Source organism: Variovorax sp. J2L1-78 (genome assembly GCF_030317205.1).
Taxonomy (GTDB): Bacteria; Pseudomonadota; Gammaproteobacteria; order Burkholderiales; family Burkholderiaceae_C; genus Variovorax; species Variovorax arabinosiphilus.
The window spans coordinates 690,898-716,086 of the sequence record NZ_JASZYB010000002.1; the positions used below are offsets into that span (position 1 = coordinate 690,898).

General features: G+C 68.1%; 25 protein-coding genes. 13 read left to right on the forward strand and 12 right to left on the reverse strand.

Annotated features, from left to right (window positions below; all coding sequences use genetic code 11):
- The first annotated feature begins 54 nt into the window (after nt 1-54).
- The 3 genes from metX to QTH86_RS17195 are packed head-to-tail and all read left to right on the forward strand — an operon-like array spanning nt 55 to nt 2,385.
- Entirely contained in the window at nt 55-1,206 is a 1,152-nt protein-coding gene (metX, locus tag QTH86_RS17185) for a homoserine O-succinyltransferase MetX (RefSeq protein WP_286647412.1), read from the forward strand.
- The gene (gene metW, locus QTH86_RS17190) at nt 1,203-1,787 is read left to right on the forward strand and encodes a methionine biosynthesis protein MetW (protein WP_286647413.1); all 585 of its coding nucleotides are present in this window, start codon (nt 1,203-1,205) and stop codon (nt 1,785-1,787) included. The genes metX and metW overlap by 4 nt, the downstream gene beginning before the upstream one ends.
- 4 nt (nt 1,788-1,791) lie before the next feature.
- Nucleotides 1,792-2,385 carry an IMPACT family protein gene (locus QTH86_RS17195; protein ID WP_286647414.1) on the forward strand — a complete coding sequence of 198 codons (594 nt, stop codon included), beginning with the start codon at nt 1,792-1,794 and terminating at the stop codon, nt 2,383-2,385.
- Between the two features lie 4 nt (nt 2,386-2,389).
- Here the strand turns inward: QTH86_RS17195 and QTH86_RS17200 are convergent, their stop codons facing one another.
- Nucleotides 2,390-3,334 (reverse strand): ion transporter, encoded by a 945-nt coding sequence (locus tag QTH86_RS17200; protein WP_286647415.1) that lies wholly within the window; start codon nt 3,332-3,334, stop codon nt 2,390-2,392.
- A 172-nt stretch (nt 3,335-3,506) separates the two neighbouring features.
- On the opposite strand from QTH86_RS17200, the gene QTH86_RS17205 reads away from it, so the two are divergent.
- Nucleotides 3,507-4,025, forward strand: a complete 519-nt coding sequence (locus QTH86_RS17205) for a bactofilin family protein (protein WP_286647416.1) — start codon at nt 3,507-3,509, stop codon at nt 4,023-4,025.
- Here the strand turns inward: QTH86_RS17205 and QTH86_RS17210 are convergent, their stop codons facing one another.
- Nucleotides 4,026-4,841, reverse strand: a complete 816-nt coding sequence (locus QTH86_RS17210; RefSeq protein WP_286647417.1) for a DUF72 domain-containing protein — start codon at nt 4,839-4,841, stop codon at nt 4,026-4,028.
- 105 nt (nt 4,842-4,946) lie between these two features.
- Between QTH86_RS17210 and QTH86_RS17215 the strand changes: the two genes are divergently transcribed.
- On the forward strand, nt 4,947-6,467 hold the full coding sequence (locus QTH86_RS17215) for a M20 family metallopeptidase (protein ID WP_286647418.1): 1,521 nt from the start codon (nt 4,947-4,949) through the stop codon (nt 6,465-6,467).
- 19 nt (nt 6,468-6,486) lie between these two features.
- On the opposite strand, the gene QTH86_RS17220 is transcribed toward QTH86_RS17215, so the two are convergent.
- The 5 genes from QTH86_RS17220 to QTH86_RS17240 all read right to left on the reverse strand — a co-directional run bounded on the left by QTH86_RS17220 (nt 6,487) and on the right by QTH86_RS17240 (nt 11,394).
- Nucleotides 6,487-7,668, reverse strand: coding sequence for an MFS transporter (locus tag QTH86_RS17220; RefSeq protein WP_286647419.1), 1,182 nt, complete (start codon nt 7,666-7,668; stop codon nt 6,487-6,489).
- A gap of 31 nt (nt 7,669-7,699) precedes the next feature.
- Nucleotides 7,700-8,116: a YidB family protein gene (locus QTH86_RS17225; protein ID WP_286647420.1), complete on the reverse strand. Its 417-nt coding sequence runs from the start codon at nt 8,114-8,116 to the stop codon at nt 7,700-7,702.
- 98 nt (nt 8,117-8,214) lie between these two features.
- A complete protein-coding gene (locus QTH86_RS17230; protein ID WP_286647421.1) occupies nt 8,215-9,591 on the reverse strand; it encodes a M20/M25/M40 family metallo-hydrolase in 1,377 nt (458 codons plus the stop codon).
- Entirely contained in the window at nt 9,588-10,304 is a 717-nt protein-coding gene (locus QTH86_RS17235; protein ID WP_286647422.1) for a 16S rRNA (uracil(1498)-N(3))-methyltransferase, read from the reverse strand. The genes QTH86_RS17230 and QTH86_RS17235 overlap by 4 nt, the downstream gene beginning before the upstream one ends.
- Nucleotide 10,305: 1 nt before the next feature.
- Entirely contained in the window at nt 10,306-11,394 is a 1,089-nt protein-coding gene (locus QTH86_RS17240; protein WP_286647423.1) for an aminoglycoside phosphotransferase family protein, read from the reverse strand.
- A 209-nt stretch (nt 11,395-11,603) separates the two neighbouring features.
- Between QTH86_RS17240 and QTH86_RS17245 the strand changes: the two genes are divergently transcribed.
- Genes QTH86_RS17245 through rsmA form a run of 3 tightly spaced genes read left to right on the forward strand, consistent with a single transcriptional unit; the run spans nt 11,604 to nt 16,245 of the window.
- The gene (locus tag QTH86_RS17245; RefSeq protein WP_286647424.1) at nt 11,604-13,994 is read left to right on the forward strand and encodes an LPS-assembly protein LptD; all 2,391 of its coding nucleotides are present in this window, start codon (nt 11,604-11,606) and stop codon (nt 13,992-13,994) included.
- An 11-nt stretch (nt 13,995-14,005) separates the two neighbouring features.
- Nucleotides 14,006-15,424: a peptidylprolyl isomerase gene (locus QTH86_RS17250; RefSeq protein ID WP_286647425.1), complete on the forward strand. Its 1,419-nt coding sequence runs from the start codon at nt 14,006-14,008 to the stop codon at nt 15,422-15,424.
- A 17-nt stretch (nt 15,425-15,441) separates the two neighbouring features.
- Nucleotides 15,442-16,245: a 16S rRNA (adenine(1518)-N(6)/adenine(1519)-N(6))-dimethyltransferase RsmA gene (gene rsmA, locus QTH86_RS17255; RefSeq protein ID WP_286647426.1), complete on the forward strand. Its 804-nt coding sequence runs from the start codon at nt 15,442-15,444 to the stop codon at nt 16,243-16,245.
- A 42-nt stretch (nt 16,246-16,287) separates the two neighbouring features.
- Here rsmA and QTH86_RS17260 read toward each other — a convergent pair whose 3' ends face one another.
- The 5 genes from QTH86_RS17260 to QTH86_RS17280 form a co-directional block, all read right to left on the reverse strand.
- Nucleotides 16,288-16,428, reverse strand: coding sequence for a hypothetical protein (locus QTH86_RS17260; RefSeq protein ID WP_286647427.1), 141 nt, complete (start codon nt 16,426-16,428; stop codon nt 16,288-16,290).
- 56 nt (nt 16,429-16,484) lie between these two features.
- Nucleotides 16,485-16,922: a barstar family protein gene (locus QTH86_RS17265; RefSeq protein WP_262075704.1), complete on the reverse strand. Its 438-nt coding sequence runs from the start codon at nt 16,920-16,922 to the stop codon at nt 16,485-16,487.
- Between the two features lie 44 nt (nt 16,923-16,966).
- The gene (locus QTH86_RS17270; RefSeq protein WP_286647690.1) at nt 16,967-17,392 is read right to left on the reverse strand and encodes a guanyl-specific ribonuclease; all 426 of its coding nucleotides are present in this window, start codon (nt 17,390-17,392) and stop codon (nt 16,967-16,969) included.
- A 192-nt stretch (nt 17,393-17,584) separates the two neighbouring features.
- Complete coding sequence (locus QTH86_RS17275; RefSeq protein WP_286647428.1) at nt 17,585-19,942, reverse strand: NADP-dependent malic enzyme; 2,358 nt, start codon at nt 19,940-19,942, stop codon at nt 17,585-17,587.
- On the reverse strand, nt 19,921-20,295 hold the full coding sequence (locus QTH86_RS17280; RefSeq protein WP_286647429.1) for a hypothetical protein: 375 nt from the start codon (nt 20,293-20,295) through the stop codon (nt 19,921-19,923). The genes QTH86_RS17275 and QTH86_RS17280 overlap by 22 nt, the downstream gene beginning before the upstream one ends.
- On the opposite strand from QTH86_RS17280, the gene QTH86_RS17285 reads away from it, so the two are divergent.
- The 5 genes from QTH86_RS17285 (at nt 20,288) to QTH86_RS17305 (ending at nt 25,187) form a co-directional block, all read left to right on the forward strand.
- Entirely contained in the window at nt 20,288-21,034 is a 747-nt protein-coding gene (locus tag QTH86_RS17285) for a FadR/GntR family transcriptional regulator (RefSeq protein WP_286647430.1), read from the forward strand. The genes QTH86_RS17280 and QTH86_RS17285 overlap by 8 nt on opposite strands.
- Before the next feature lie 28 nt (nt 21,035-21,062).
- Nucleotides 21,063-22,391, forward strand: coding sequence for an ABC transporter substrate-binding protein (locus QTH86_RS17290; protein WP_286647431.1), 1,329 nt, complete (start codon nt 21,063-21,065; stop codon nt 22,389-22,391).
- Nucleotides 22,392-22,483: 92 nt separating this feature from the next.
- On the forward strand, nt 22,484-23,380 hold the full coding sequence (locus QTH86_RS17295; RefSeq protein WP_286647432.1) for a branched-chain amino acid ABC transporter permease: 897 nt from the start codon (nt 22,484-22,486) through the stop codon (nt 23,378-23,380).
- 2 nt (nt 23,381-23,382) lie between these two features.
- Nucleotides 23,383-24,390 (forward strand): branched-chain amino acid ABC transporter permease, encoded by a 1,008-nt coding sequence (locus QTH86_RS17300; protein ID WP_286647433.1) that lies wholly within the window; start codon nt 23,383-23,385, stop codon nt 24,388-24,390.
- Complete coding sequence (locus QTH86_RS17305; RefSeq protein WP_286647434.1) at nt 24,387-25,187, forward strand: ABC transporter ATP-binding protein; 801 nt, start codon at nt 24,387-24,389, stop codon at nt 25,185-25,187. The genes QTH86_RS17300 and QTH86_RS17305 overlap by 4 nt, the downstream gene beginning before the upstream one ends.
- The last annotated feature ends 2 nt before the right edge of the window (nt 25,188-25,189 follow it).

Below are 25,189 nucleotides of genomic sequence, written 5' to 3' on the forward strand. Positions count from 1 at the left end.
AGACCGTGGCCGAACCCGGCTCGTTTTTTGGCGAGGCCGGGTTTTTCTTCGTCCATGTCTTTCGAAGTCGTTCCACAGTCCATGTCCTTCGCGGGGCCGCTGCCCCTGCGCAGCGGCGCGTCGCTCAGCGACTATTCGCTCGCCTACGAAACCTACGGCACGCTCAACGCCGACCGCAGCAACGCGGTGCTGGTCTGCCATGCGCTCAATGCGTCGCACCACCTCGCCGGCGTCTATGCCGGGCAGCCCAGGTCCGAAGGCTGGTGGGACAACATGATCGGGCCCGGCAAGCCGCTCGACACCGACCGCTTCTTCGTCATCGGCGTGAACAACCTCGGCTCTTGCTTCGGCTCGACGGGGCCGATGCACGTCAATGCCGCCACCGGCCGCGTCTACGGTGCCGACTTTCCGGTGGTCACCGTCGAAGACTGGGTCGACGCGCAGGCCGGCCTGCTCGACGTGCTGGGCATCCGCACGCTCGCGGCCGTGATGGGCGGCAGCCTCGGCGGCATGCAGGCGCTGTCGTGGACGCTTCAGTATCCGGAGCGTGTGCGCCACGCCGTGGTCGTGGCCAGCGCGCCCAACCTGACGGCCGAGAACATCGCCTTCAACGAGGTGGCGCGCCGCGCCATCGTGACCGATCCCGACTTCCACGGTGGCCATTTCTACGAGCAGGGCGTGATTCCCAAGCGCGGCCTGCGCATCGCGCGGATGATCGGCCACATCACCTACCTCAGCGACGACGTGATGAACGAGAAGTTCGGGCGCACGCTGCGCAGTGCGGTCGAAGGCGAAATCGCGGGTACCCACTACCGCTACTCCACGCAGGACATCGAGTTCCAGATCGAGAGCTACCTGCGCTACCAGGGCGACAAGTTCAGCGAGTACTTCGACGCGAACACCTACCTCCTGATCACCCGCGCGCTCGACTATTTCGACCCGGCGCGTGAACACGGAGGCGACCTCACCGAAGCCTTCGCGAAGGCGACCGCGAAGTTCCTGCTGGTGAGCTTCACCACCGACTGGCGCTTCTCCCCCGCGCGCAGCCGCGAGCTGGTCAAGGCACTGCTCGACAACCGCCGCAGCGTGAGCTACGCCGAGATCGACGCGCCCCACGGCCACGACGCCTTCCTGCTCGACGACGTGCGCTACATGGGCGTGGTGCGCTCCTACTTCGAGCGCGTCGCGGCAGAGCTGCCAGCATGAGCGACATCGACACCCAGCGTCTCATCGCCAAGCTCGTGCCCGAAGGCGCGCGCGTGCTCGACCTCGGCTGCGGCGACGGCGCCCTGCTCGACCTGCTGCAGCGCGAGCGCGGCTGCAGCGGCTACGGCGTGGAGATCGCCGACGGCAATGTGCTCCAGTGCATCCGCCGCGGCGTCGACGTGATCCAGCTGAACCTCGACGAAGGCCTCGCGATGTTCGACGATGCGTCCTTCGATGTCGTTCTGCAGATCGACACGCTGCAGCATCTGCGCAATGCCGAGGTCATGTTGCGCGAGACGGCGCGCGTGGGCCGCATCGGCATCGTCGCCTTCCCCAACTTCGCGCACTGGCCCAACCGCCTGAGCATCGCGCGCGGCCGCATGCCGGTGACGCGCCGCCTGCCCTACCAGTGGTACGACACGCCCAACATCCGCGTCGGCACCTTCAAGGATTTCGAGGTGCTCGCGGGCAAGAACAGCCTGCGCGTGCTCGATGCCTTCGGCGTGCAGGACGACCGCGAGGTGCGCTGGCTGCCGAACGCGCGCGCCGGCACGGCCGTCTTCAAGTTCGAGCGCGCCTGAGCCCGTGGCGCAGACGCTCGCCGCCGCGGTCCACAGCGAGCTCGTCATCAAGAAGAGCCGCTTCATCGGCTGCGTGCAGCCGGTGGCCGACCGCGAGGCCGCATTGCGCGTCGTGAACGATCTGCGCGTGGCGCATCCCGGCGCGGCGCACGTCTGCTGGGCGCTGATGGCCGGCGGGCAGTCGGCGGCCAACGACGACGGCGAGCCCGGCGGCACCGCCGGCCGGCCGATGCTCGAGGTGCTGCGGCATCAGGATCTCGAAGGCGTGCTCGCAACCGTCGTGCGCTACTTCGGCGGCGTGAAGCTGGGCGCGGGCGGCCTGGTGCGCGCCTACACCGATGCGGTGGCGCAGGCGCTGCTCGGCGCGACCAAGCTGCCGTTGCAGCGGCAGCGTACCTTGTCGTGCAGCGTGCCCTATGCGATGGAAGGCATGCTGCGCCGCGAGCTGGTCGCGGCCGGTGCGTCGCTGATGGATGTCGCACACGGCACGCTCGTTCGCTGCACTTTCCAGGTGGTCGAGACCGACGCCCCGGCGCTCGTGGCGCGCATCGACGATGCGTCGCAGGGCCGTGCCGTCTGGGCCGACGCCAACGCCTGAGGGCTCAGCCCAGCGCGTTCCCGCAGCATCGGCAAAAGCGGGCGTCGGCGGTGTGCTGGCCGGCGCCGCAGTCGGCGCAACGGCGCGTGTCCGGTGCGATGTGCAATGCCTCCGCCAGCAGGCCGTGGCCTCCCGTCAGTGCGGGCATCGCATCACGCCCGTAACGCACCATCTCGGCCGACACGATGCCGGTCGGCACGGCCAGCACACCCCAGCCCAGCAGCATCATCACCGAGGCGATCGCGCGGCCGATGTCGGTCTTGGGCACCAGGTCGCCGAAGCCGACGGTGGTCATGGTCGAGATGGCCCAGTACACCGCGACGGGAATGCTGGTGAAGCCGTGCTGCGGCCCTTCGACCACGTACATCAGCGTGCCCAGCACCAGCACGACCATGAGGACGAAGCCGACGAACACCATGATCTTGCGGCGGCTCGCGGCCAGCGCGGTCACCAGCGTGCGGTACTCGGCCGCATAGCGCGACATCTTGAAGATGCGGAAGATGCGCAGCAACCGCAGGATGCGCACGTCGATCAGCACCGACAGCCCGGGCACCAGGATGGCGAGATAGGTCGGCAGCAGCGCCAGCAGGTCCACCACGCCATAGAAGCTCGCGGCGTAGCGCATCGGGCGCTTCAGGCAGGCCAGGCGCGCGATGTACTCGAGCGTGAAGACGATGGTGAAGAACCACTCCAGCACGCCGAAGACCGAGCCCCATCGCGCGCGGATCGGCTGCACGCTGTCGAGCACCACCACCAGAACGCTCACGAGAATGACCGCAATCAGCGCCAGATCGAACCACCGGCCCGCACGTGTCTCGGATTCGAAGATGATCGAATAGAGCTTCAGCCGCCATCCGTGGTCGGGCTTGCCGAAGCGCAGTTCGACCGGCACTTCGTCGGCGATGGCCGGGCCGGCGGCAGAGCGTGGCAGAGGTTTCTTCTTGGGCATGGATCGGTGAAGGAGCAGCGACGGCGATGGCATTGTCGTTGTGCGCCCTCGAAGCACATCGAAAGTACCCAATGCTGCGCCAGGCGAATGATCTCGTTACCAATCTTTCGGAAAAAAGTGCCAGCATGGTGCGTGGGCTTCTTACGATAGGCCGTTTCCAGAGGAGTAAGTCTTGGCTTCACAGTCCCCCTTCTTCGGCAAGCGTGACCGCGACACCGACAACTTCAATTCCCGCCCTGCGCCGCTCGTCGGCGGTGGCACCAATCTCGCCGGCACGCCCGTCACGCCTTCGGCCCTGACGCCCACCACGCCGGCTGCGACCGCACCGGCCGTGAAGGAAGGCGGCAGCAAGCTCACCGTCGGCCCGAACATCAAGCTCAAGGGCGTCGAGATCACCGACTGCGACACGCTCGTGGTCGAAGGCCTGGTCGAGGCCACGATGGATTCGCGCGTGATCCAGATTGCCGAGCAGGGCGAGTTCAAGGGCTCGGCCGAGATCGACATCGCGGAGATCCGCGGCGTCTTCGACGGCAACCTCACGGTGCGTGAGAAGCTCGTCATCCATTCGACCGGCAAGGTCACCGGCAAGATCCGCTACGGCAAGATCGTGATCGAGGAAGGCGGCCAGCTCTCCGGCGAGATCACCTTCGGCGCATCGGAATCGAAGAAGCCGTCGCTGCAAGCTGCCTGATCAGGCGCCCAGCTTCGCGATCAAGGCACCTGCTGCGGCAGGTGCTTTTTCTTTGGCGCCGTTGATGAAGAAGACGAACACGTCGCGTGCCTTGGCCGCGACATCGTCGGCACCGTCCACACGCGGCAGATCGTCCGGCGCGCTGCCACCGGCCCACTGCTGCGCACGCGCCGCCCACGCCGTCAGGGCCTTCGGCGCATAGCCGGCCTTCAGCTTCGCGTCGCTGTTCATCAGGCGCGCATAGGCGAAGTCGGCCGTGAGGTTGGCGAAGGATGGAAACTTGTCCGAGTCGGTGAACACCGTCGCGACGCCGTGCTTGCGTGCGAGCGCGAGGTACTCGGCCGCCATGAAGCTCTCGTGCCGCACGTCCATCACGTGACGCAGGGTGTGGCTCCCCGCCTTCTTCGGCAGCAGTGCGAGGAAGGCCGCGAAGTCCTCCGCGTCGAAGACCTTGGTCGGCATGAACTGCCAGACGATCGGCCCCAGCTTGTCCTTGAGCTCGGTGATGCCGCTGTCGACGAAGCGCGTGATCGATTCGCCCGCCCCTGCCAGCAGCTTGCGGTTGGTCGCGTAGCGCGAGGCCTTGAGCGAGAAGACAAAGTCGTCGGGCGTCTCGTCATGCCACTTGCGGAAACTCTCGGGCTTCATGGTGCTGTAGTAGGTGCCGTTGACCTCGATCGCGGTGACCTGCCGGCTCGCGTAGTGCAGCTCCTGCTTTTGCGGCAGGTCGGCGGGATAGAAGTTGTCGCGCCAGGGCTCGTAGGTCCAGCCGCCGATGCCCACGCGGATGCGGTCGGTCGCCTTGCTGCTGCTCATCGGACGCTCCTCATGTCGAGTCGGGATTGGGACTGCGCACTCTACGCGGCGCGGCCGCAGGCGCACAATGCTTTTTCCCTCGATTCCTTTCAGCGGAGAACCCCGATGAACGCCCCCCTGCACCGCGAAATTGGCCAAAGGCCCGCCGGCGCACTCGATGCCGAGCGCGCCCTGTCCGACGTCACCACGAAGTGGGACACCGACATCCTCCGGCAACTCACCGACTACATTGCCATCCCGGCCAAGTCGCCGGGCTTCGACAAGGAATGGTCGGCCAACGGCTACCTCGAGACCGTGCTGCGTAATGCCGCGGCCTGGGTCGAGGCGCAGAAGGTCGAGGGCCTGACGCTCGAGATCGTGCGTCTCCCGGGCCGCACGCCGGTGCTGTTCTTCGAGGTGCCCGCGACCGGCACCGACATGGGCGAGACCGTGCTGATGTACGGCCACCTCGACAAGCAACCCGAGTTCACCGGCTGGCGCAACGACCTCGGCCCCTGGACACCGAAGTACGAGAACGGCCTGCTCTACGGCCGCGGCGGTGCCGATGATGGCTATGCCGTCTACGCCAGCGTGGCGGCGCTGCAGGCGCTCAAGGCGCAGGGCGCTGCGCACCCGCGCATCGTCGGCCTCATCGAAACCTGCGAGGAAAGCGGCTCCTACGACCTGCTGCCTTACGTCACGGCCCTGAAGGACCGGTTGGGCGACGTCAGCCTGGTGATCTGCCTGGACTCCGGCGCCGGCAACTACGACCAGCTCTGGCTCACCACCTCGTTGCGCGGCATGGCCGGCGGCACGCTCAAGGTCGAGGTGCTGACCGAGGGCATCCACTCCGGCGACGCCTCGGGCCTGGTGCCGTCGAGCTTCCGCATCATGCGGCAGGTGCTCGACCGCCTTGAGGACAGCGCCACTGGCCGCCTGCTGCCCGCGAGCTTCCATTGCGAGGTGCCGGCCGACCGGCTGGCGCAGGCGCGCGTGACCGCCGGCATCCTCGGCGACGAGTTGTTCAAGCGCTTCCCGTGGGCGCACTACGACTGCGGCGGCTCGACCACCTTCGCGTTGCCCACCACCACCGACCCGGTCGAGGCGCTGCTCAACCGCACCTGGAAGCCGACGCTGTCGGTCACCGGCGCCGACGGCTTCCCGGCGTTGAAAGACGCGGGCAACGTGCTGCGCCCCTACACCGCGTTCAAGCTGTCGCTGCGCCTGCCGCCGCTGGTCGATGCCGACCGCGCGGTGCAGGAACTCAAGGCGCTGCTCGAAGACAACGCGCCCTACCAGGCCAAGGTCACCTTCGAGGGCGGCGGCGGCGCCACCGGCTGGAACGCGCCCGCCATCACGCCGTGGTTCGAGCAGGCGCTCAACGCCGCGTCACAGGCGCACTTCGGCGCGCCCTGCGGCTACATCGGCCAGGGCGGCACGATCCCGTTGATGAACATGCTCAGCGAAGGCTTCCCGACTGCGCAGATGATGGTCTGCGGCGTGCTCGGTCCCAAGAGCAACGCGCACGGCCCCAACGAATTCCTGCACGTGCCCTATGCGAAGAAGCTGACGGCGGCGGTGGCCGAGGTGATCGCCGCGCTGCCGGTGGCGCACCGCAAGGCGCAGGCGGAGCCGGTCGCCGCCTGACGCCTCAGGTCGATCGCCGTCAGACCGTCGCGGCCGCGCGCCGTGCCACGGCCTGCCGGCGCGCCAACCACAGCAGGGCCGCGGCGATCATCGCCACCGGTACCAGCGAGCCGATGTTCAGCCACTGCCAGCCCTGCGTCGTGACCAGCACGCCCGAGGCCAGCGAGGTGACGGCCACGGTCGCGAACACGCTGAAGTTCAACGCGCCCTGCGCGCGGTCGCGCTCCTCCGGCGTGTAGGCGCCCAGCGACAGCGTCGTGCTGCCGGTGAAGAGGAAATTCCAGCCCACGCCAAGCAGGAACAGCGCGACCAGGAACCGGTGCAGGTCCACGCCCGACAGCGCCACGGCGATGCAGCCCAGTTGCAGCACCAGCCCCACGCCCATCGCCGGCAGCGGGCCGAAGCGCCGGATCAGGTGCCCGGTGAAGAAGCCCGGCGCGAACATGCCGATCACGTGCCACTCCAGCACGAAGGCCACGTCCGGGAACGGCAGGCTGCAGATCTGCATGGCGAGCGGCGTCGCGGCCATCAGCAGGTTCATCACGCCGAAGCCCAATGCGCCGGAAAGCGCGGCCACCGCGAACACTGGCTGTCGAACGATCTCGCGCAGCGGCCGGCCGCCGTTCGCACGCTGCGCGGCCGGCACGGCGGGGAACGCGATGAAGTGCATCACCGCCATGGCGAGCAGGGCCACGCAGGCCAGCGCGAGATACGCGCCAGCGAAGGGAACGGCGAGCAGGTCGCGCGTGGCACTCGCGAGGTTCGGGCCGGCCACCGCGCCGATGAGCCCGCCCGCCATCACAATCGACACCGCCTTCTCGCGGCCCTCGGGCGGCGTGAGTTCGGCAGCGGCGAACCGGTAGAGGCCGGCGTTGGCGTTGTAGTAGCCCGCGATGACCGTGGCCAGCGTCAGCAGCCAGAAGTTGCGGCTGACGGCCGCCAGCGCGCACAGCAGCGCCGCCGCGAAGGCCACGCCGAGGCCAATCTGGAACGACCGGCGGCGACCGTAGCGCTGCTGCGTGCGCGCAACCAGGCCGGTGGAAAGCGCGCCGCCGACCACATAGCCCATCACCGGCAGCGTGGCCATCCAGGCGCGTGGTGCCATGCTCAGGCCCACCAGCCCGTTGATGGCGATGAAGGTGACGTTGTTGGTGAGGAAGAGCCCCTGGCAGGCGGCCAGTAGCCAGAGCTTGCGGTTCATGCGTCGCGGCGGGCCGGCGGGCGCCCGGCCCTCAACGCTTCTGCAGCAGGCCGCTCAGCGAGGACAGCAGTTCTTCGTTGGTGCCGACGCCCTGCTCGGGGATCTGGCCGTTCGGCGTGAGCCGATCGATCAGCGACGGCAACAGCGTGGCCAGCATCGGCAGCAGCATGCCCGGGCTGATGCCCAGCTTGCCGGCGATGGCGGAGACCGCGTCGCTGCCGAGCACCTCGTTGAGCTGGCCGCCGGAGACGGGCGCGTTCTCGCCCTTGCCGATCCAGGAGCCGATGACGTCGCCGAGGCCTGCCTGCTCGAACTTCGAGACCAGGCCGCCGAGCCCTTCCGGCCCGCCACTGTTGCCGAGCAGGCCGCCGAGCGCACCGGCGAGATCGCCCTGCCCGCCCTGCGAGCCGCCGAGCACCTGACCGAGCATCGAGTCGAGCAATCCCATGACCTATTCCTTGATGTGTGAACGAAGGGCTGCGATTGTGCGCGTCCGCGCGTCGCCTGGGAACCCGTCGGCCCGCTGGTATCCGCCGCGCGCGTGACTCAATTGGCGGCGGACCGCCTGGCCAGCAGCGGCGCGCTCACCCGCTGCACGCCCACCAAGCTCAGCACCGTGAGCAGCGAATTCTGCGCGCCGCGCCAGGCCTCGTGCAGGTCGATCCATTCGTCCAGGGCGTGGAAGCCGCCGGTCTGCCCGCCGCCGCCCACCACGATGGCCGGGATGCCCAGCGACATCGGCACGTTGGCGTCGGTGCTGCCGCCACGCAGCAGCGTGCGCAGGCCCACGCTGGCGTTGGCACGCACGGCGGCCTCGACGATCACCGCGTCGCTCGGCGTACGGCCGCCCGGGCGCTCGCCGACCAATCGGTGCGTGGCACGCAGCGTGTCGGTGCGGGCGCGGGCGTTTTCCTCTTGCACGGCGGCATCGACTGCCTCGAAGATCCTGCGCTCGAGCACCCGCAGTTCGGTCGGTGCATCTGAGCGGATGTCGATCGCCATCCGGGCCTCGGCCGCGATGACGTTGACCGCGGTGCCGCCGCTCGCCGTGCCCACGGTGAAGGTCGTGCGCGGGAAGCTGGGCGTTTTCAGGTCGGCGATCTTCGCGATGGCGCGGCCCATGCCGTGGACGGCGCTGGGCACGCGGCCGAAGGCGCCGAAGCTGTGTCCGCCCGGCCCGCTGAAAACGATCTCGTGGCGACGGCTCGCGGTGCCGGCCACCAGAACGCTGCCGTCGGGTGCGGGTTCGAGCCCGACCATGCCGTCGATCTCGGGGTGCTCCGCGAAGATGCGCTTCATGCCGCGCAGGTTGCCGAGTTCCTCTTCGCCGACGCTTGCGGCGAACAGCAGATCGCCTTCGGTCTGCACCTTCTGCTCGTTCAGCACGCGCAGCCACGACAGCAGCACCGTGAGGCCGCGCGTGTCGTCCGAGATGCCGGGCGCGTAGAGACGGCCTTCACGCTCGCGCACGCGCACGTCGGTGCCGGCCGGGAACACCGTGTCCAGGTGCGCCGACACCAGCAGCGTCGGGCCGGTGCCGCGGCCTTTGCGCAGCCCGAGCACATTGCCTTCGCCGTCGATGGTGGCATCGGTCAGGCCCAGCGCCTTCAGCCGCGCGAGGAAGGCTTCGGCGCGCTGTCGCTCCTTGAAGGGCGGCGCCTCGATCTCGGTGAGCAGCCGCAGGTCGTCGATGGTGTTGAGGTGGTCGTCGCGCACCGCGTCCAGCGTGCGCTGCACCACGGGCGCGGCCAGAAGCCGCTTGAAGGCAAGCCGGACCTCCGGACGCACCGTCCTGTCGGCCACGGCCTTCGGTGCGAAATGCTGGGCCTGCACGGCGCCTGCCAGGCAAAGGCCCGCGAGCAAGGCGGGCACGCGATGGAAGCGGCGCCGCAAGCGCGATGGCCGGACGAAGACCGCACTCATGCCCCGCCCAGCAGCGTCAGCGCCGCGAGCGCTGCGGTCTCGGCGCGCAGCACGCGGGGGCCGAGCCGGGACGGACGGAAGCCTTGAGCCAGCGCGCGGGCTTCTTCGTCGGCGCTCAGGCCACCTTCCGGCCCGCTCAGCACCTGCCAGGCGCCTGCAGCCGGCAGAGCGGCCAGCGGCTGCGTGCCAGGCACCAGGCTCAGGACGATCCGCTGCACGCCATCGTCCGTGTGCGCATCGCCGAGCCAGTCGGCGTAGGCCCGCACCGGGTGGAGCTGCGGCACGCGGTTGCGGCCGCACTGCTCGCAGGCGGCGATCGCGATGGCTTCCCAGTGGGCGCGCTTCTTCTCGGCCCGTTCGCCGGCCAGGCGCAACACGCCGTGGGCGGTCATCAGGGGCTGGATGCTCGCGACGCCCAACTCCGTCGCCTTCTCGACCAGCCAGTCCATGCGGTCGTTGGCCGGCATGCCCAGTGCAAGGTGCACCGCCTGCGGCGCCTCGCGTTCGACCGGGTCGTGCGCGCCGACGTTCACGGTGACCTCGCTGCGGCCCATGCGCTCGACCACTGCGGCGTATTCGCCGCCGCGGCCGTCGAACAGCGTCAGCGCCTCGCCGGGCTGCATCCGCAGCACCTGTACATGGCGTGCGGCGCCGGGCGGCAGTGCGAGCGCGAGCCCGGCCTGCAGGGGAACGGCACAGTGGAAGCGCGGCACCTCAGACCCGGCCGTACGCGAAGCCGACCAGCGGCTGCGTGCCTTCGACCTCGTCGATCACGCGCAGCAGCGGCGTGAGTTCGGTGTAGCGGCTGGTGGTAGCGCGGATGTAGGCGATGAAGCGCGGCGTGTCGGCCAGGTACTTCGGCTTGCCGTCGCGCAGGGTCAGCCGCGCGAAGATGCCGGCCACCTTCAGGTGGCGCTGCAGGCCCATCCATTCGACCGCGCGGTAGAACTCGCCGAAGTCCTCGTGCACCGGCAGGCCGGCCTTGCGCGCCTGCTGCCAGTAGCGCACGGTGATGTCGAGCACGAAGTCCTCGTCCCAGCTCAGAAAGGCGTCACGCATCAGGCTGGCGATGTCGTAGGTGATGGGACCGTAGACCGCGTCCTGGAAGTCCAGCACGCCCAGCGGTCCGCCGTCGTCGGCCACCATCAGGTTGCGTGGCATGAAGTCGCGGTGCACGTAGACGCTCGGCGCGGCCAGGTTGTGCGCGACGATGGCCTTGAAGGCGCGCTCGAGGCGTTCCTTGATCACGCCTTCGACCGCGACGCCGCGGTGCTGCGCGATATACCACTGCGGGAACAGCGCCAGCTCGCGTTCGAGCAGGGCGCTGTCATAGGGCGGCAGCACGCCGGGCTTGGACGCCAGCTGCCAGGCGATCAACGCGTCGATGGCCTGGCCGTACAGCGGGCGACTCGCGTCGGCGTTCGCCGGGTCGATCACGTCGAGCATCGTGCGGCTGCCCAGGTCGTCGAGCAGCAGGAAGCCGTCGGCCGTGTCCCATTCGAGCACCTGGGGCGCCTTCACGCCGGCGTCGGTCATGCGTTGGGCGATCTCGACGAAGGGCGCGCTGTTCTCTTTGTCGGGCGGCGCATCCATCACGATGCGGGTGCGCGCTTCGCCGGCCGTGTCGATGCGGAAATAGCGGCGGAAGCTGGCGTCGGCCGAGGCCAGCCGCACGGTCTGGGGGATCAGCTGATGGGCCGGCGCGATGCGGTCGAGCCAGCGCCCGAAGGCCGCTGCGCGGGCCGGGTCGCTCCAGGCAATGGAAGGGGCGGCGCCGGCGGCCGGGTTCGGGGATGCGGTCATGGATAATCGATTCTACAAATGGCCTTCTCAGGCCCTGGGCGAACACCCCCGTTCGCAGCCCCCTTTCCCTCGACGATCTTTCCTCGACGATCCGTGACGCTCCTGCCCATGTTCGAATTGAATTGCCCTCGTGCCTGGCCCGCCGTGTCCCCGCTGCCCGCCGCGACGTGGGCGCCGGGTGCTGCCGAAGCGACCGGGCGGAGGGGCGAATGAGCCGGCCCCAGCGCCCCCCCCTGCCGCTGGCCCTCCTGACGCTGGCCCTGTGGCAGGCGCAAGGCGCATTCGCACAGGAGGCCGCCTGGATCGACGCGCCGCTGCAGCTGCGGCGCACACCGCAACTGGTCGAAACCATCCCGACCACCGAGCGCGGTCTGCGTCCTAGCTTCGTCGACGGCGACCGCATCTCGGGCCGGCCCGATCTGGAGACCGTGGTCGAGGGCAACGCCTCGCTGCGGCGCGGTGACACGGTGATCCGTGCCGACCGCCTCGAGTACTACCAGCCCGACGACCTCGCCAAGGCGCAGGGCAACGTCCGGGTGAACCAGGGCGGCAACGTCTACGAAGGCCCGGAGCTGCAGCTGAAGGTCGAGACCTTCGAGGGCTTCTTCAACAACGTGCGCTACCAGTTCCTCGAGACCGGGGGCAACGGCAACGCCGATCGCATCGACTTCGTCGACGCGAACATCTCGGTGGCGCGGCATGCCACCTACACCACCTGCCGGCGCGAAGACTATCCGGGCTGGGTGCCCGCCTGGCTGCTGACCGCCGCCACCCTGACCACCGACACCGAGGAGAGCGTCGGCATCGCGACCGACGCGCGCCTGAGCTTCATGGGCGTCAGCTCGCCCGCGCTGCCGTCGATCAGCTTCCCGCTGAACAACCAGCGCAAGAGCGGCTTGCTGCCGCCGGTCTTCGGCATGGACAGCGTCAACGGCATCGAGCTGCAGATGCCCTACTACTGGAACATCGCACCGAACCGCGACGCGACGCTGACGCCGACGGTCATGACCAAGCGCGGCATCAACCTGGGCAGCGAGTTTCGCTACCTGGAGAACACCTACAGCGGTGTCTTGCGGGCCGACTACATGCCGTCGGACCAGCTGCGCGACCGCGATCGCTGGGGCCTCTGGACCACGCACAACCAGACCTTCGATCCGAAGCCCTTCGGGCTCGATGGCCTCGCGGGCACGCTGCGCATCAACCGGGTGAGCGACAACGACTACTGGCGCGACTTCTCCCGCACGCCGACCCTGAGCTCGCGTCTGCTGGACAGCGAGGCCTCGCTCAACTGGGCCAAGGGCGACTGGTACGGCCAGGTGCGTGCGCTGTCGTACCAGACCCTGCAGTATTCGCTCTCGCCGATCACGCCGCCCTACGACCGCATGCCGCAGCTCACGGCGAACAACATCCAGTACGACTGGAACGGCTTCGACGTCAGCACCTCGCTGGACTACACCCGCTTCAAGGCCGACTCGCAGTACGCGCCGCTGCTCAACGGGCGGCGCCAGCCCGACGGCGAGCGCGCCTTCGGCATCCTACAGGTCAGCCGGCCCTGGATCACGCCAGGCACCTTCGTCATCCCGAAGGTGCAGTTGCACGCGACGTCCTACCAGTTCGACGGGCCGCTGGCCAACGGATCGAATTCGGCGAGCCGGACCGTGCCGACCTTCAGCATCGACAGCGGAATGGTGTTCGAACGCGACACCAGCCTGTTCGGGCGCTCGTTCCGCCAGACGCTGGAGCCGCGCCTGTTCTACGTGCGTACGCCCTACCGCGACCAGAGCCAGCTGCCGCTGTACGACACCGCGGCCAATGACTTCAACTTCGCGACCATCTACACCGAGAACGCGTTTTCGGGCAACGACCGGATCTCCGACAGCAACGTGCTGACGGGCGGCGTCAGCACCCGGCTGATCGACCCCGACACCGGCGCCGAGGCAGCCCGCTTCGGCGTCGCGCAGCGCTTTCGCTTCAGCGATCAGCGCGTCACGCTACCTGGGGTGTCGCCGGTCACAGACCGCCTGAGCGACATCCTGGTGGGCGCCCAGATCAACTGGACCTCGAAGTGGACCGCGGACACCACCGTCCAGTACAACCCCGACTCCCGGCGTTCGGAGCGCAGCACCATCACCGCCCGCTACAACCCGGGGCCGTACCGCACCATCAATGCGGCGTACCGCTACCAAGCCGACAGCAGCACCTTGGCCAATGACGGCAACAAGTCGATCGACATCGGCTGGCAATGGCCGCTCAATGACCTGTGGGGCGACAAGGGCAAGAACCTCGGCCCGGGCCGGGGCGAAGGCGGCGGCCGCTGGTATGCCGTGGGCCGCATGAACTACAGCCTGAAGGACAGCAAGCTCACCGACGGCGTAATCGGCGTCGAATACGATGGTTGCTGCTGGATCGGGCGCGTGGTGCTGGAACGTTTGTCCACCGGACAGGTCTCAGCAGCCACCCGGATCATGTTCCAGATCGAGTTCGTCGGCTTTGCGGCCGTCGGCGCGAGCCCCTTGAAGACGCTGTCGCAGAACATCCAGCGCTACCAGCCGCTGCGCCAGCCCGGCGAGACACCGAGCCGCTTCACCAATTACGACTGAGTCACCCAATAATGAAACGCTTCCGTTCCACCGCCATCTGGGCCTGCCTGGGCGCACTGATGCTCGCATCGGCCGCGCAGGCACAGGGCCTCGGCCTGCGCCCGAGCGGCGGCACCGGCATCACCGACATCATGCGCGGCGGGCCGCGTGTGAACGCGACCGCACCGGGTGCCGCGGTGCCTGCGGCGCCGGTAGTCACCGGGCAGCGGTCGGCCGAGTACATCGTGGCCTTGGTCAATTCCGAGCCGATCACCAACACCGAGGTGCAAAAGCGTGCAACCCGCATCCTTCAACAGAACCCCGACGCGCAGCGCCTGCCGCGCCCGGAACTGAACCGCCTGGTGCTCGAGCGGCTCGTCTCCGAACGGGCGCAGCTGCAGGTGGCCAAAGAGGTCGGCATCAAGATCGACGATCTCGCCATCGACCAGGCCGAACAGCTGGTGGCGCGGCAGAACCAGGTGAGCCTGGACGACCTCTACCGCCGCATCGCCGCCGACGGCATCACCAAACAGGAATTCCGTGCCGACCTGCGCGACCAGCTCACGCTGACCCGGGTGCGGGAGCGCGAGGTCAACTCCCGCGTCAAGGTCAGCGACACCGAGGTCGAGCAGTTCCTGCAGGAACAGCGCAGCGGCAACGCGGCGCTGTCGCCCGAAATCAACCTCGCGCACGTGATGGTCGCGGTGCCGGAAGATGCCAGCGAGGCGCAGGTGAAGGCGCTGCAGCAAAAGGCGCAGGGCATCGCACAACGCGCCATCGCGGGCGAAGACTTCGCCAAACTGGCGAGCGAGAACTCCGACTCGCCCGACCGTGCGAACGGCGGCGCGCTCGGGCTGCGTTCGGCCGACCGCTACCCGCCCCTGTTCGTCGAGGCGACCCAGGCCACGCCGGTCAACGGCATCGTCGGCCCGGTGCGTTCGGGCGCCGGGTTCCATGTGATCAAGGTGCTGGCCAAGGGCCGGGCGGGCTCCGCCGAAGGCGTGGTCACGCAGACGCAGGTGCGCCACCTCCTGCTGCGCAACGACGAGAAGCGCAGCACGGCCCAGGCCATTGCGCAGCTCGCCGAGTTCAAGCGGCGTATCCAGGCCGGTACGGCGGACTTCGCGGGTCTGGCGCGCGACAACTCCGAAGACGGCAGCGCCAAGGACGGCGGCGACCTCGGTTGGGGCCGCCCCGGCCAGTTCGTGCCGGAGTTCGAGGAAGCGATGGACCGCCTGGCCCCCGGCCAGATCAGCGACCCCGTCGTGTCGCGTTTCGGCGTGCACCTGATCCAGGTGCTCGGCCGCCGTGAGGCCAAGCTGAGCCAGACCGAGCAGCGTGAAGCCGCGCGCGCGGTGTTGAAGGACAAGAAGACGGACGAGGCCTTCGAGACCTGGGTGCAGGAAACCCGCGGGCGGGCCTACGTCGAACTGCGCGAGCCGCCGCAGTAAATGAGGCACCTGGCCTGATGGCCCAGCACATCGCGCGCAAGCGCTTCGGCCAGCACTTCCTGTCGGACGGCGGGATCATCGACGCGATCGTGCAGGGCATCGCCCCGCAGCCGGGCGACGCGATGGTCGAGATCGGACCTGGCCTGGCGGCGCTCACGCAGCCGCTGGTCGAGCGGCTGGGGCGGCTCACGGTGATCGAGCTCGACCGCGACCTGGCCAAGCGGCTGCGGGAGCACGGCCAGCTCGACGTGATCGAGTCCGATGTCCTCAAGGTCGATTTCGCGGCGCTGGCCGCCCGGCTCGCGGGCGATCCGCGCCAACCGCTGCGCGTGGTGGGCAACCTGCCCTACAACATCTCCACGCCCATCCTCTTTCATCTGCTGGGCTTCGCGCACCTGATCGCCGACCAGCACTTCATGCTGCAGAAGGAAGTGATCGACCGCATGGTGGCGAGGCCGGCCACGTCCGACTACAGCCGGCTGAGCGTGATGCTGCAGTGGCGCTACGCCATGGAGAACATCCTCTTTGTCCCGCCGGAGAGCTTCGAGCCGCCGCCGCGTGTGGACAGTGCTGTGGTGCGCATGGTGCCGTTCGCACAGCCGCCGGTACTCGATGCCGCACGGCTTGGCGAAATCGTGCAGGTCGCCTTCAGCCAGCGCCGCAAGATCCTGCGGCATACGCTGGGCAAATGGCTGGACGAACACGGCTTCAGTGGCCCCTTCGACGCGCAGCGCCGTGCCGAGGAGGTGCCGGTGGCCGAGTACGTGGCCCTGGCACAGGCAGTTCCGCCCGCACCTGCCCCCCTCGTCTTGAGCGGCTAAAGCGCGCCAAGAAAAAAGCCCGTCATCGACGGGCTTTTTTCATCAGGCGGCGGCGAGCCAGTATCCCGCGTTGAAGGGGCTGCTCATGCGCAGCGCCAGCGGTGACACGTCGACCAACTTGTCGGTCGGCATCTTCTCTGCGGTGGGGTCGACCGGCGCGATGTCGATGCCGACGACCGGCACGCTACCCTCTTGAGCCTCGTTCGCCCGTTCTGCTTGGCTGGTGGATGCAGAACGGGCTACAGAAAAGAATAGAAGCACCTGAACGGGATCTTCCGGTCACCCCAGTAGTCCGAGGCGTCACGGAAGATGTCGAGCAGCTGTTCGCGGGCTTCCTTGTCGAACTTGGCATTGGCCGGGATCTGTTCCAGCACCACCACGAAACCAGGCTGCGGGCCTGATTTATGCAACGGGTCGGTCATGCAGTCGTACAGCGCGTCGAAATTCTTCCCGAAGTGGGCCGGGAAGGTGAATTGCTGTGCGATCAGGTCGAGCACGTCCTGCTTCGACTGGGCGTTGGCCAGGTTCGCATACAGGAAGTGCTGCCCGGACGCGTTCGCGGCATCCTGCAGGTCGTTCACGCGGAAGGCGCGAATCGACTGCACGATGTTGGGTCGCACGGCACGAAGGGATAAGGTCATCTCCGCTGGTCTTTCCATGGTTGTCGTCGTCATCATTTCCTTGGGGCGCGCTGGGGCGCTGCTCCCATCCAGTTCATCGGTCATGGCGAAATCCGCCTGAAGCTCGCATAGTGATCTGCCGTGTACCAGCACGCATCGGGCGCCGCCCGACGCTCACCGCCGCACACGATGCGCCGCGCACCCCGATTGCGGGCGCCCGGCGTATCGACCGTGTATTCGCGGTAGTGCCCGCGACGCGCGGAAGGCAACAGACGCTCGCGGTTGCCGAACACCGTGCCGTCCTTCTCATGTTGGAACGGACCTCCCTCGAGAATTGCCTGATAGGTCCGCTGACCTTGGGGCGGCAATTCGCGCAGTGCAATCGATTCCTGGGTCGGCTGCCGCGCTGCCGTCCGGTCGATGTCTCGGGTTTCCCGGGCACCGGCCCCGGTCGCCAATGCCGCCAGCAGCATGCCGGCGACGGCGAATCGGGACACAGACAACGAGATCGAGGCCATGAATGAAATGGTGACCGACGGGGCACCACAGGAAAAGAGCGAGGGGGCCGAATCAGGGATCAACCTTGGGGTTAACCCGCGAATTCAAGCCCGCCAGTGTGCACCACGGATGCGCAAATAGCAAGCGCCTGCTCAATTATTGAGCAGGCGCCTGGGGGCATTCGTCGACAGTGAAGTTAGCGACCGCTGTCGCCAATGTGCTCAGCGTTCGGCGTTGGCATCGGCGACGGTCAGTGCCGTCATGTTCACGATACGCCGGACCGTGGCGCTGGCCGTGAGGATGTGCACAGGTTTGGCCGCGCCCAGCAGCACCGGGCCGATGGCGATGTTGCCGCCCGCCGCCGTCTTGAGCAGGTTGTAGGAAATATTGGCGGCGTCCAGGTTCGGGAACACCAGCAGGTTGGCGTCGCCGGCCAGGGCGCTGTGGGGCATGACGGCGGCGCGCTGCTTGCCGTCGAGCGCCACGTCACCGTGCATCTCGCCATCCACTTCGAGCCAGGGCGCCTGGACGCGCAGCAGGTCGAGCGTGCGGCGCATCTTCACCGCGCTCGGCTGGTTGCTGGTGCCGAAGTTGGAATGCGACAGCAGCGCTGCCTTCGGCTTGAGGCCGAAGCGCATCATTTCCTCGGCCGCCATGGTCGTGATCTCGGCCAGTTCTTCCGGCGTCGGGTCGTAGTTGACGTGCGTGTCGACCAGGAACACCTGGCGGTCGGGCAGCAGCAGGCCGTTCATGCAGGCGTAGATCGGCACGTCCTGGGGCGTGCTGGCGCAGCCGCCGGGGCGCTTGCCGATCACCTGGTCGATGTGGTGCAGGTGGATGGCCGTGGTGCCCCAGGTGCCGCAGATGAGGCCGTCGACCTCGCCCTTGTGCAGCAGCATGGAACCGATCAGCGTCAGGCGGCGGCGCATCTCGATCTTGGCGGTCTGCACGGTGGTGCCCATCCGCTCGGTCATGCGGTGGTAGGTCTGCCAGAAGTCGCGGTAGCGGTGGTCCTGTTCGACGTTGACGATGTCGTAGTCGAGTTCTTCCCGCAGGCGCAGGCCGAACTTCTCGATGCGCTGGGCGATGATGGCCGGCCGGCCGATCAGCGTCGGGCGCGCCAGGCCTTCGTCGACCACGATCTGCACGGCACGTAGCACGCGTTCTTCCTCGCCCTCGGCGAACGCCACACGCTTCTTGGTCGCGCGCTTGGCCGCGTCGAAGATCGGCTTCATCATCGTGCCGGAGGCGTAGACGAAGCTCTGCAGCTTGTCGCGGTAGGCGTCGAGGTCGGCGATCGGGCGCGTCGCCACCCCGCTCTCTTCGGCCGCCTTGGCCACGGCCGGCGCGATCTTCATCATCAGGCGCGGGTCGAAGGGCTTGGGGATCAGGTACTCGGGGCCGAAGGTGAGCTTCTCGCCGACATAGGCAGCCGCCACCACCTCGCTCTGCTCGGCCTGCGCCAGTTCGGCGATGGCGCGCACCGCGGCGATCTCCATCTCGTCGGTGATCGTCGTCGCGCCCGAGTCGAGCGCGCCGCGGAAGATGTACGGGAAGCACAGGACGTTGTTGACCTGGTTCGGGTAGTCGGTGCGGCCCGTGGCCATGATCACGTCGCCGCGCACCGCATGCGCGTCTTCCGGCGAGATCTCCGGGTTCGGGTTGGCCAGCGCGAAGATCACCGGCCGCGCCGCCATCTTGGCCACCATCGCCGGCTTGAGCACGCCGCCGGCCGACAGGCCGAGGAACACGTCGGCACCCTCGATGACTTCCGACAGCGTGCGCGCCTGCGTCTTCTGCATGTACTGGCGCTTGTCGTCGTCCATCAGCTCTTCGCGGCCTTCGTAGACCACGCCGGCCAGGTCGGTGACGAACACGTTCTCGCGCAGCAGGCCGACCTTGAGCAGCAGGTTCAGGCAGGCCAGCGCCGCAGCGCCGGCGCCGGAGGTCACGAGCTTGACCTCGGCGATGTTCTTGCCCGCGACCTTCAGGCCATTGAGCAGCGCGGCGGCCACCGTGATCGCGGTGCCGTGCTGGTCGTCGTGGAACACCGGGATCTTCATGCGCTTGCGCAGCTCGCGCTCGACGTAGAAGCAGTCCGGGGCCTTGATGTCTTCGAGGTTGATGGCGCCGAAGGTCGGCTCCAGCGACGCGATGATCTCGACCAGCTTGGCCGGGTCTTTCTCGTTGATCTCGATGTCGAACACGTCCACGCCGGCGAACTTCTTGAAGAGCACGCCCTTGCCCTCCATCACCGGCTTGGACGCCAGCGCGCCGATGTCGCCCAGGCCGAGCACCGCGGTGCCGTTGGTGATGACGGCCACCAGGTTGCCGCGCGCGGTGTACTTGTAGGCGTTGGCGGGGTCCTTGACGATCTCCTCGCAGGGCGCGGCCACGCCGGGCGAATAGGCCAGCGCCAGGTCGCGCTGGTTCACCATCTGCTTGGTGGCCGCGATGGCGATCTTCCCCGGCACCGGCAGCTGGTGGTATTCCAGTGCGGCACGGCGCAACTCGGCGCGCTTGTCTTCAGCGCTGGGTGCGGCAGGAACCGCGGGGCTCAGGGGAGAGAGATCGGACATTGGCAGCGTTCTCCGGCGATCGCTGGCGCGTTGAATGACGCGTCCGCGACACGGTTGTAGGGGGCGCGATTGTAGACCTCGCCCATTGGAGAGAAGGCCCGAGCCGGGCCGGTGCCGCGTCCGGTCTTGCCGCGCGGCAACGGGAAAACCCGCTCCATGCCGCGCAAGGCGCTCACCAAAATCCGATTGTCCGACAAACGAAACGCGCCGCTGACGAGCGCGAGGAGACATCGATTGACCGGCAGCATTCGCGCACCCCGCCGCACGGCGGGCAGCCCCTCGTCCGCACGTACCGCGGCACCCGCCGTGCGGCTTGTCGGCGCACCGCCCGCGGACGACGTGTCGATGTTCACCCGGCTTCGGCTGGAGCCGGCCTACAAGGCCGTGTCGTCGGAGATCGAGCGCAGCATCCTCAGCGGCAAGCTCAAGCCGGGCATGCCGCTGCCGACCGAGCAGAGCCTGGCCGAGCGCTTCGGCGTGCACCGCTCGACGGTGCGCGAAGCCATCCGCCAGGTCGAACAGGAAGGTCTGGTGCAACGTCGCGAGGGCCGTCGGCTGTTCGTCACCCTGCCGGGTCTGTACGACCTGGCGCCCCGCGCCGCGCGGCTGCTGCTGTTGCAGCAGACCACCTTCCAGGAGCTGTGGCAGGTCGCCATCACGCTGGAGCCGCTGGCCGCGCGTCTGGCGGCGGAACATGCCGAGGCCGCCGACCTCGAGGAACTGGCGCACAACACCGCGCTCACGGCCGATCTCCAGGCCCACGGGGCCGACTCGGTCGAGCACAACGCCCGGCTGGTGGATCTCGACGTCGAGTTCCACGCGCTGGTCGGCCGTGCCAGCCACAACCGCGCGCTGATGCTGGCGCGCGAGCCCATCAGCCTGCTCTACAACCCGACGCTGCTGCAGATCCACCTGCACCTGCCGCAATCGAAGGCCCGCAACCTCGCGGCGCACCGCGCGATCCTTGACGCGCTGCAGCGGCGCGACGCCGATGCCGCCGCCGAGTGGACGCGCAAGCACATGGTCGATTTTCAAAAGGGTTTCGAGATGACGGGCCTGGACATGCGCACGCCCATCGCGAAAGCACGGTAGTTCATCCAAAACGAAGGAGACAAGAGACATGGCATCGAAGCAACAGATCGGATCGGCACGGGTCGGCGCATGGCGCCGCGGCATGGCGCGTTCCGCCATCGCCCTGGGCGTGGGCGCACTCGCATTCGGCGCGCAGGCGCAGGAGACCTTCAAGGTCGGCGTGGTGAGCTTTCTCTCGGGCCAGGCGGCGGAAAGCTTCGGCATCCCCGCGGTCAACGGCGCCAAGGCGCTGGTCGAGGCCTTCAACAAGGGCGAGGCGCCGGCGCCCTACAACAAGACCGGTTTCGGCGGCATGAAGATCGAGGCGATCTACGTCGACGAGAACGGCGGCGCGACCAAGCAGGTGCAGGAACTGCGCAACCTCTACGACCGCGAGAAGGTCGATGCCGTGGTCGGCTACGTCGGCTCGGGCGACTGCCTGGCGGTGGCACCGGTGGCCGAGGAGATGAAGAAGTTCCTCATCCTCTACGACTGCGGCACGCCGCGCATCTTCGAGGACGGCAAGTACAACTACGTGTTCCGCACCGCGTCGCACGCGACCATGGACAACGTCGCGCTGGCCCGCTACATGAAGGCGCGCAACGTCAAGGCGGCCACGTACAACATGATCAACCAGGACTACGCCTGGGGCCAGGACTCGCGCAAGGACTTCATGCTGTCGATGGCGCAGCTCTACCCCGACGCCAAGGCCGGCGAAGACCTGCTGCCGAAGTTCGGCGCCGGGCAGTACGGCACCGAGATCTCGGCGCTGATGTCCAAGCGCGCCGACGTCACGCACTCCAGCCTGTGGGGCGGCGACCTGCAGGCCTTCATCCTGCAGTCGGGTCCGCGCGGGCTGTTCAAGCGCTCGCAGGTCGTGCTGTCGGCGGCCGACCACGTGCTCACGAACCTGGGCGACAAGATGCCCGACGGCGCCATCCTCGGCGCGCGCGGTGCCTACGGCCTGCTGTCGCCGAAGTCGGCGCTCAACGACTGGTGGTGGAGCGTCTACCAAAAGGCCCAGAACACGTACCCCGCGCAGGCGCCCTACCGCATGGCGCAGGCGTTGATGGGCCTCAAGCTGGCGACCGAGAAGGCGATGGCGGCCAACGGCGGCAAGAAGCCGACGTCGGAGCAACTCGCGGCGGCGCTCAAGGGCATGGAATGGGATTCGCCCGGCGGAAAGATCCGCATGACGCTGGGCGACGGCCACCAGGCCACGCAGGAAACCGCGATCGGCAAGACGCGCTACGACGCCGCCAAGAAGATGGTGGTGCTCGACGACATCCAGCGCTTCCCGGCCGAGTGCGTGAATCCGCCGCCGAACGTGAAGTCGGAAGACTGGATCAAGAGCAACTTCGCCGGCGCCAAGTGCTGAGCGCCTGAGCCGCGCCGTACCGATCCGCCACGGGCCCGCGCGCTGCACGGGCCCGTGGCGGCCGCTCCAGTCTCCAACCCTACGAGTCGGGCATGAACACCGCCATCACCATCCTCATCGACGGCCTGAGCTACGCCTCCTGGCTCTTCATCGTCGCGCTCGGGCTCACGCTCGTGTTCGGCGTGCTGAAGATCCTCAACATCGCGCACGGCAGCTTCTACGCGCTGGGTGCATACGCCGCGGCCAGCTTCGTCGGCTGGTTCGCCACGCTGAAGTTCGCGCCCGAATGGTCGCTGGTCGCGATGCTGTTCGCGGCCGTGGCCGTGGCGGTGCTGGTCGCGCCGCTGACCGAGCGCGGGCTCATGCGCTTCTTCTACGGCCGCGACGAGGTGCTGTTGGTGCTGGTCACCTACGCGCTCTTCCTGATGCTCGAGGACGTCACCAAGCTCCTCTGGGGCGCCAACCCGTACTACGTGTCGGAGCCCTATGCGCTCTTCGGCAACGTCGAGATCGGCGACCAGGTGTACGTGGGCTACGACTTCATGCTGATGGGCATGGCGCTCGCCGTGGGACTGACGGTGTGGTGGGGCCTGAACCGCACGCGCCACGGGAAGATCGTGCTCGCCGTCATTCACAGCGAAGAGGTCGCGGCCAGCATGGGCGTGAACGTGTCGCGCGTGTACATGCTGGCCTTCTCCGTCGGCATCTTCCTGGCCGCCATCGGTGGCGCCTTCACCGCGCCGCTGATCTCGGTGCAGCCGGGCGTGTCGGTCGGCGTGATCATCGTGTCCTTCGCGGTCGTGATCATCGGCGGCCTCGGCAGCATCGAGGGCGCGGCCATCGGCGCACTCATCGTCGGACTGGCCCGCTCCTTCGCGGTGCACGTCATGCCGGAGGCCGAGCTCTTCTCCATCTACATCGTCATGGCGCTGGTGCTCATGGTGCGGCCCGAAGGGCTGTTCCAGCGCATCCAGGCCCGAAAGATATGACCATGCAGAGCATTCCTCTCAGCTCGTCCCCACCCGCGGCCTCGCACCGCTCGCACCGTGCGACGGTGCTGCTCGTCGGCCTTGCCTTCATCGTGGGGCTGGTCGTCGCCGGCGCCTTCATGCCCAAGTGGCTCACCTTCCTGCTCACCATGGCGGCGTCGCACGGTCTGGTGTCGCTGGGCATCGTGCTGCTGATGCGCGGCGGCGTCGTGTCCTTCGGCCAGGGCCTCGTCTTCGCGGTCGGCGGCTATGCCGCGGCGCTGGCTTTCAACAGGCTCGGCATCACCGATGCGCTGGGCCTGGCGCTGTTGGGCGGCGTGGCGGCTTTGGTCGTCGCCACGCCCTTCGCGCCGATGCTCGCGCGCTACCGCGGCATCTTCTTCGCGATGCTCACGCTGGCGCTGTCGATGGTCTGCTATGGCGTGCTGGTGAAGACCAACGCGCTCGGCGGCTCCGACGGTTTCAACATGGGCCGCCCGACCCTGTTCGGCCAGGCGCTGCCGGACGCACGCGTGGGCTACGTGCTCTACAGCGTGACGCTCGGCTTCGCGGGCGTGATGGCGCTGCTGGCACGCGCCTACTTCGACTCGACCCGCGGGCTGGTCACGCAGGCGGTGCGCGAGAACGAGTTGCGCGTCGAATACCTCGGCGGTTCGGTCAAACAGGCGATGAGTATCAACTTCCTGCTGGCCGCCTTCGCGGGCGGTGCGGGGGGCGCGCTCACCGTGATGTCGCTCGGCCACATCGACCCGAACTTCAGCTACTGGACCACCTCCGGCGAGTTCGTCTTCGTGGCCATTCTCGCGGGCTGGCAGAGCGTGCTGGCGGTGTTCGTCGCCTCGACGCTGCTGGAGATCGTGCGCTCCTTTTCGAGCCTCTACTTCCCGAACACCTGGCAGCTGTCGCTCGGCCTCTTCCTGCTGCTGATGATCCGCTTCCTGCCGCGCGGCATCGGCTCGCTGTGGGTCGACCGCGGGGGCGCCAAGCGCTCGAAGGGAGGCCGCGCATGAACGCCGTGATGAAGCCTTTCACCGAGCTCACGCCGCCCGCCGAGCGCGACATCCTGCTGCGCGCGAGCGGCATCGAGAAGCGCTTCGGTGCCGTGGTTGCGGCCAGCGGCATCGAGGTTGCGGTGGGCGTCGGCGAGCGCGTCAGCCTGATCGGCAGCAACGGCGCGGGCAAGACCACCTTCGTCAACATGATCACGGGTTACCTCAAGCCCGACACCGGCAGCATCCTGCTCGGCGACCGCGACATCACGCGTCTCGCGCCGCGGCAGATCACGCAGCTGGGCGTGGCGCGGTCGTTCCAGATCCCGCAGCTCTTCCAGGAGCTGTCGGTGCTCGAGAACATGCTGGTGGCCACCGCCTGCCGCGAGAACCGCCTGTCGTTCTGGCAGACCGCGCGGCGTGACGATGCGGTCGACCGTGCCGACGCGCTGCTCGCGCGCTTCAACCTCACCGAGCACCGCGAGCGCCGCGTGGCCGAGCTGCCGGGCGGCGTGCGCAAGCTGCTCGACATCGCGATGGCGATGACCGGCGAGCCGCGCCTGCTGCTGCTCGACGAGCCCACCAGCGGCGTGTCGGCCGAAGAGAAGTTTCCGATGATGGAGATCATCATGACCGCGCTCGGACAGGCGCCGATGACGGTGCTCTTCGTCGAGCACGACATGGACATCGTCGAGCGCTACGCCGACCGCGTGATCGCCTTCTACAGCGGTCGCATCATCGCGGACGACACGCCCGCAGCCGCGCTCGCCACCGACGACGTGCGCCGCTACGTCACCGGCACACTTCGCCAGGAGTAAGC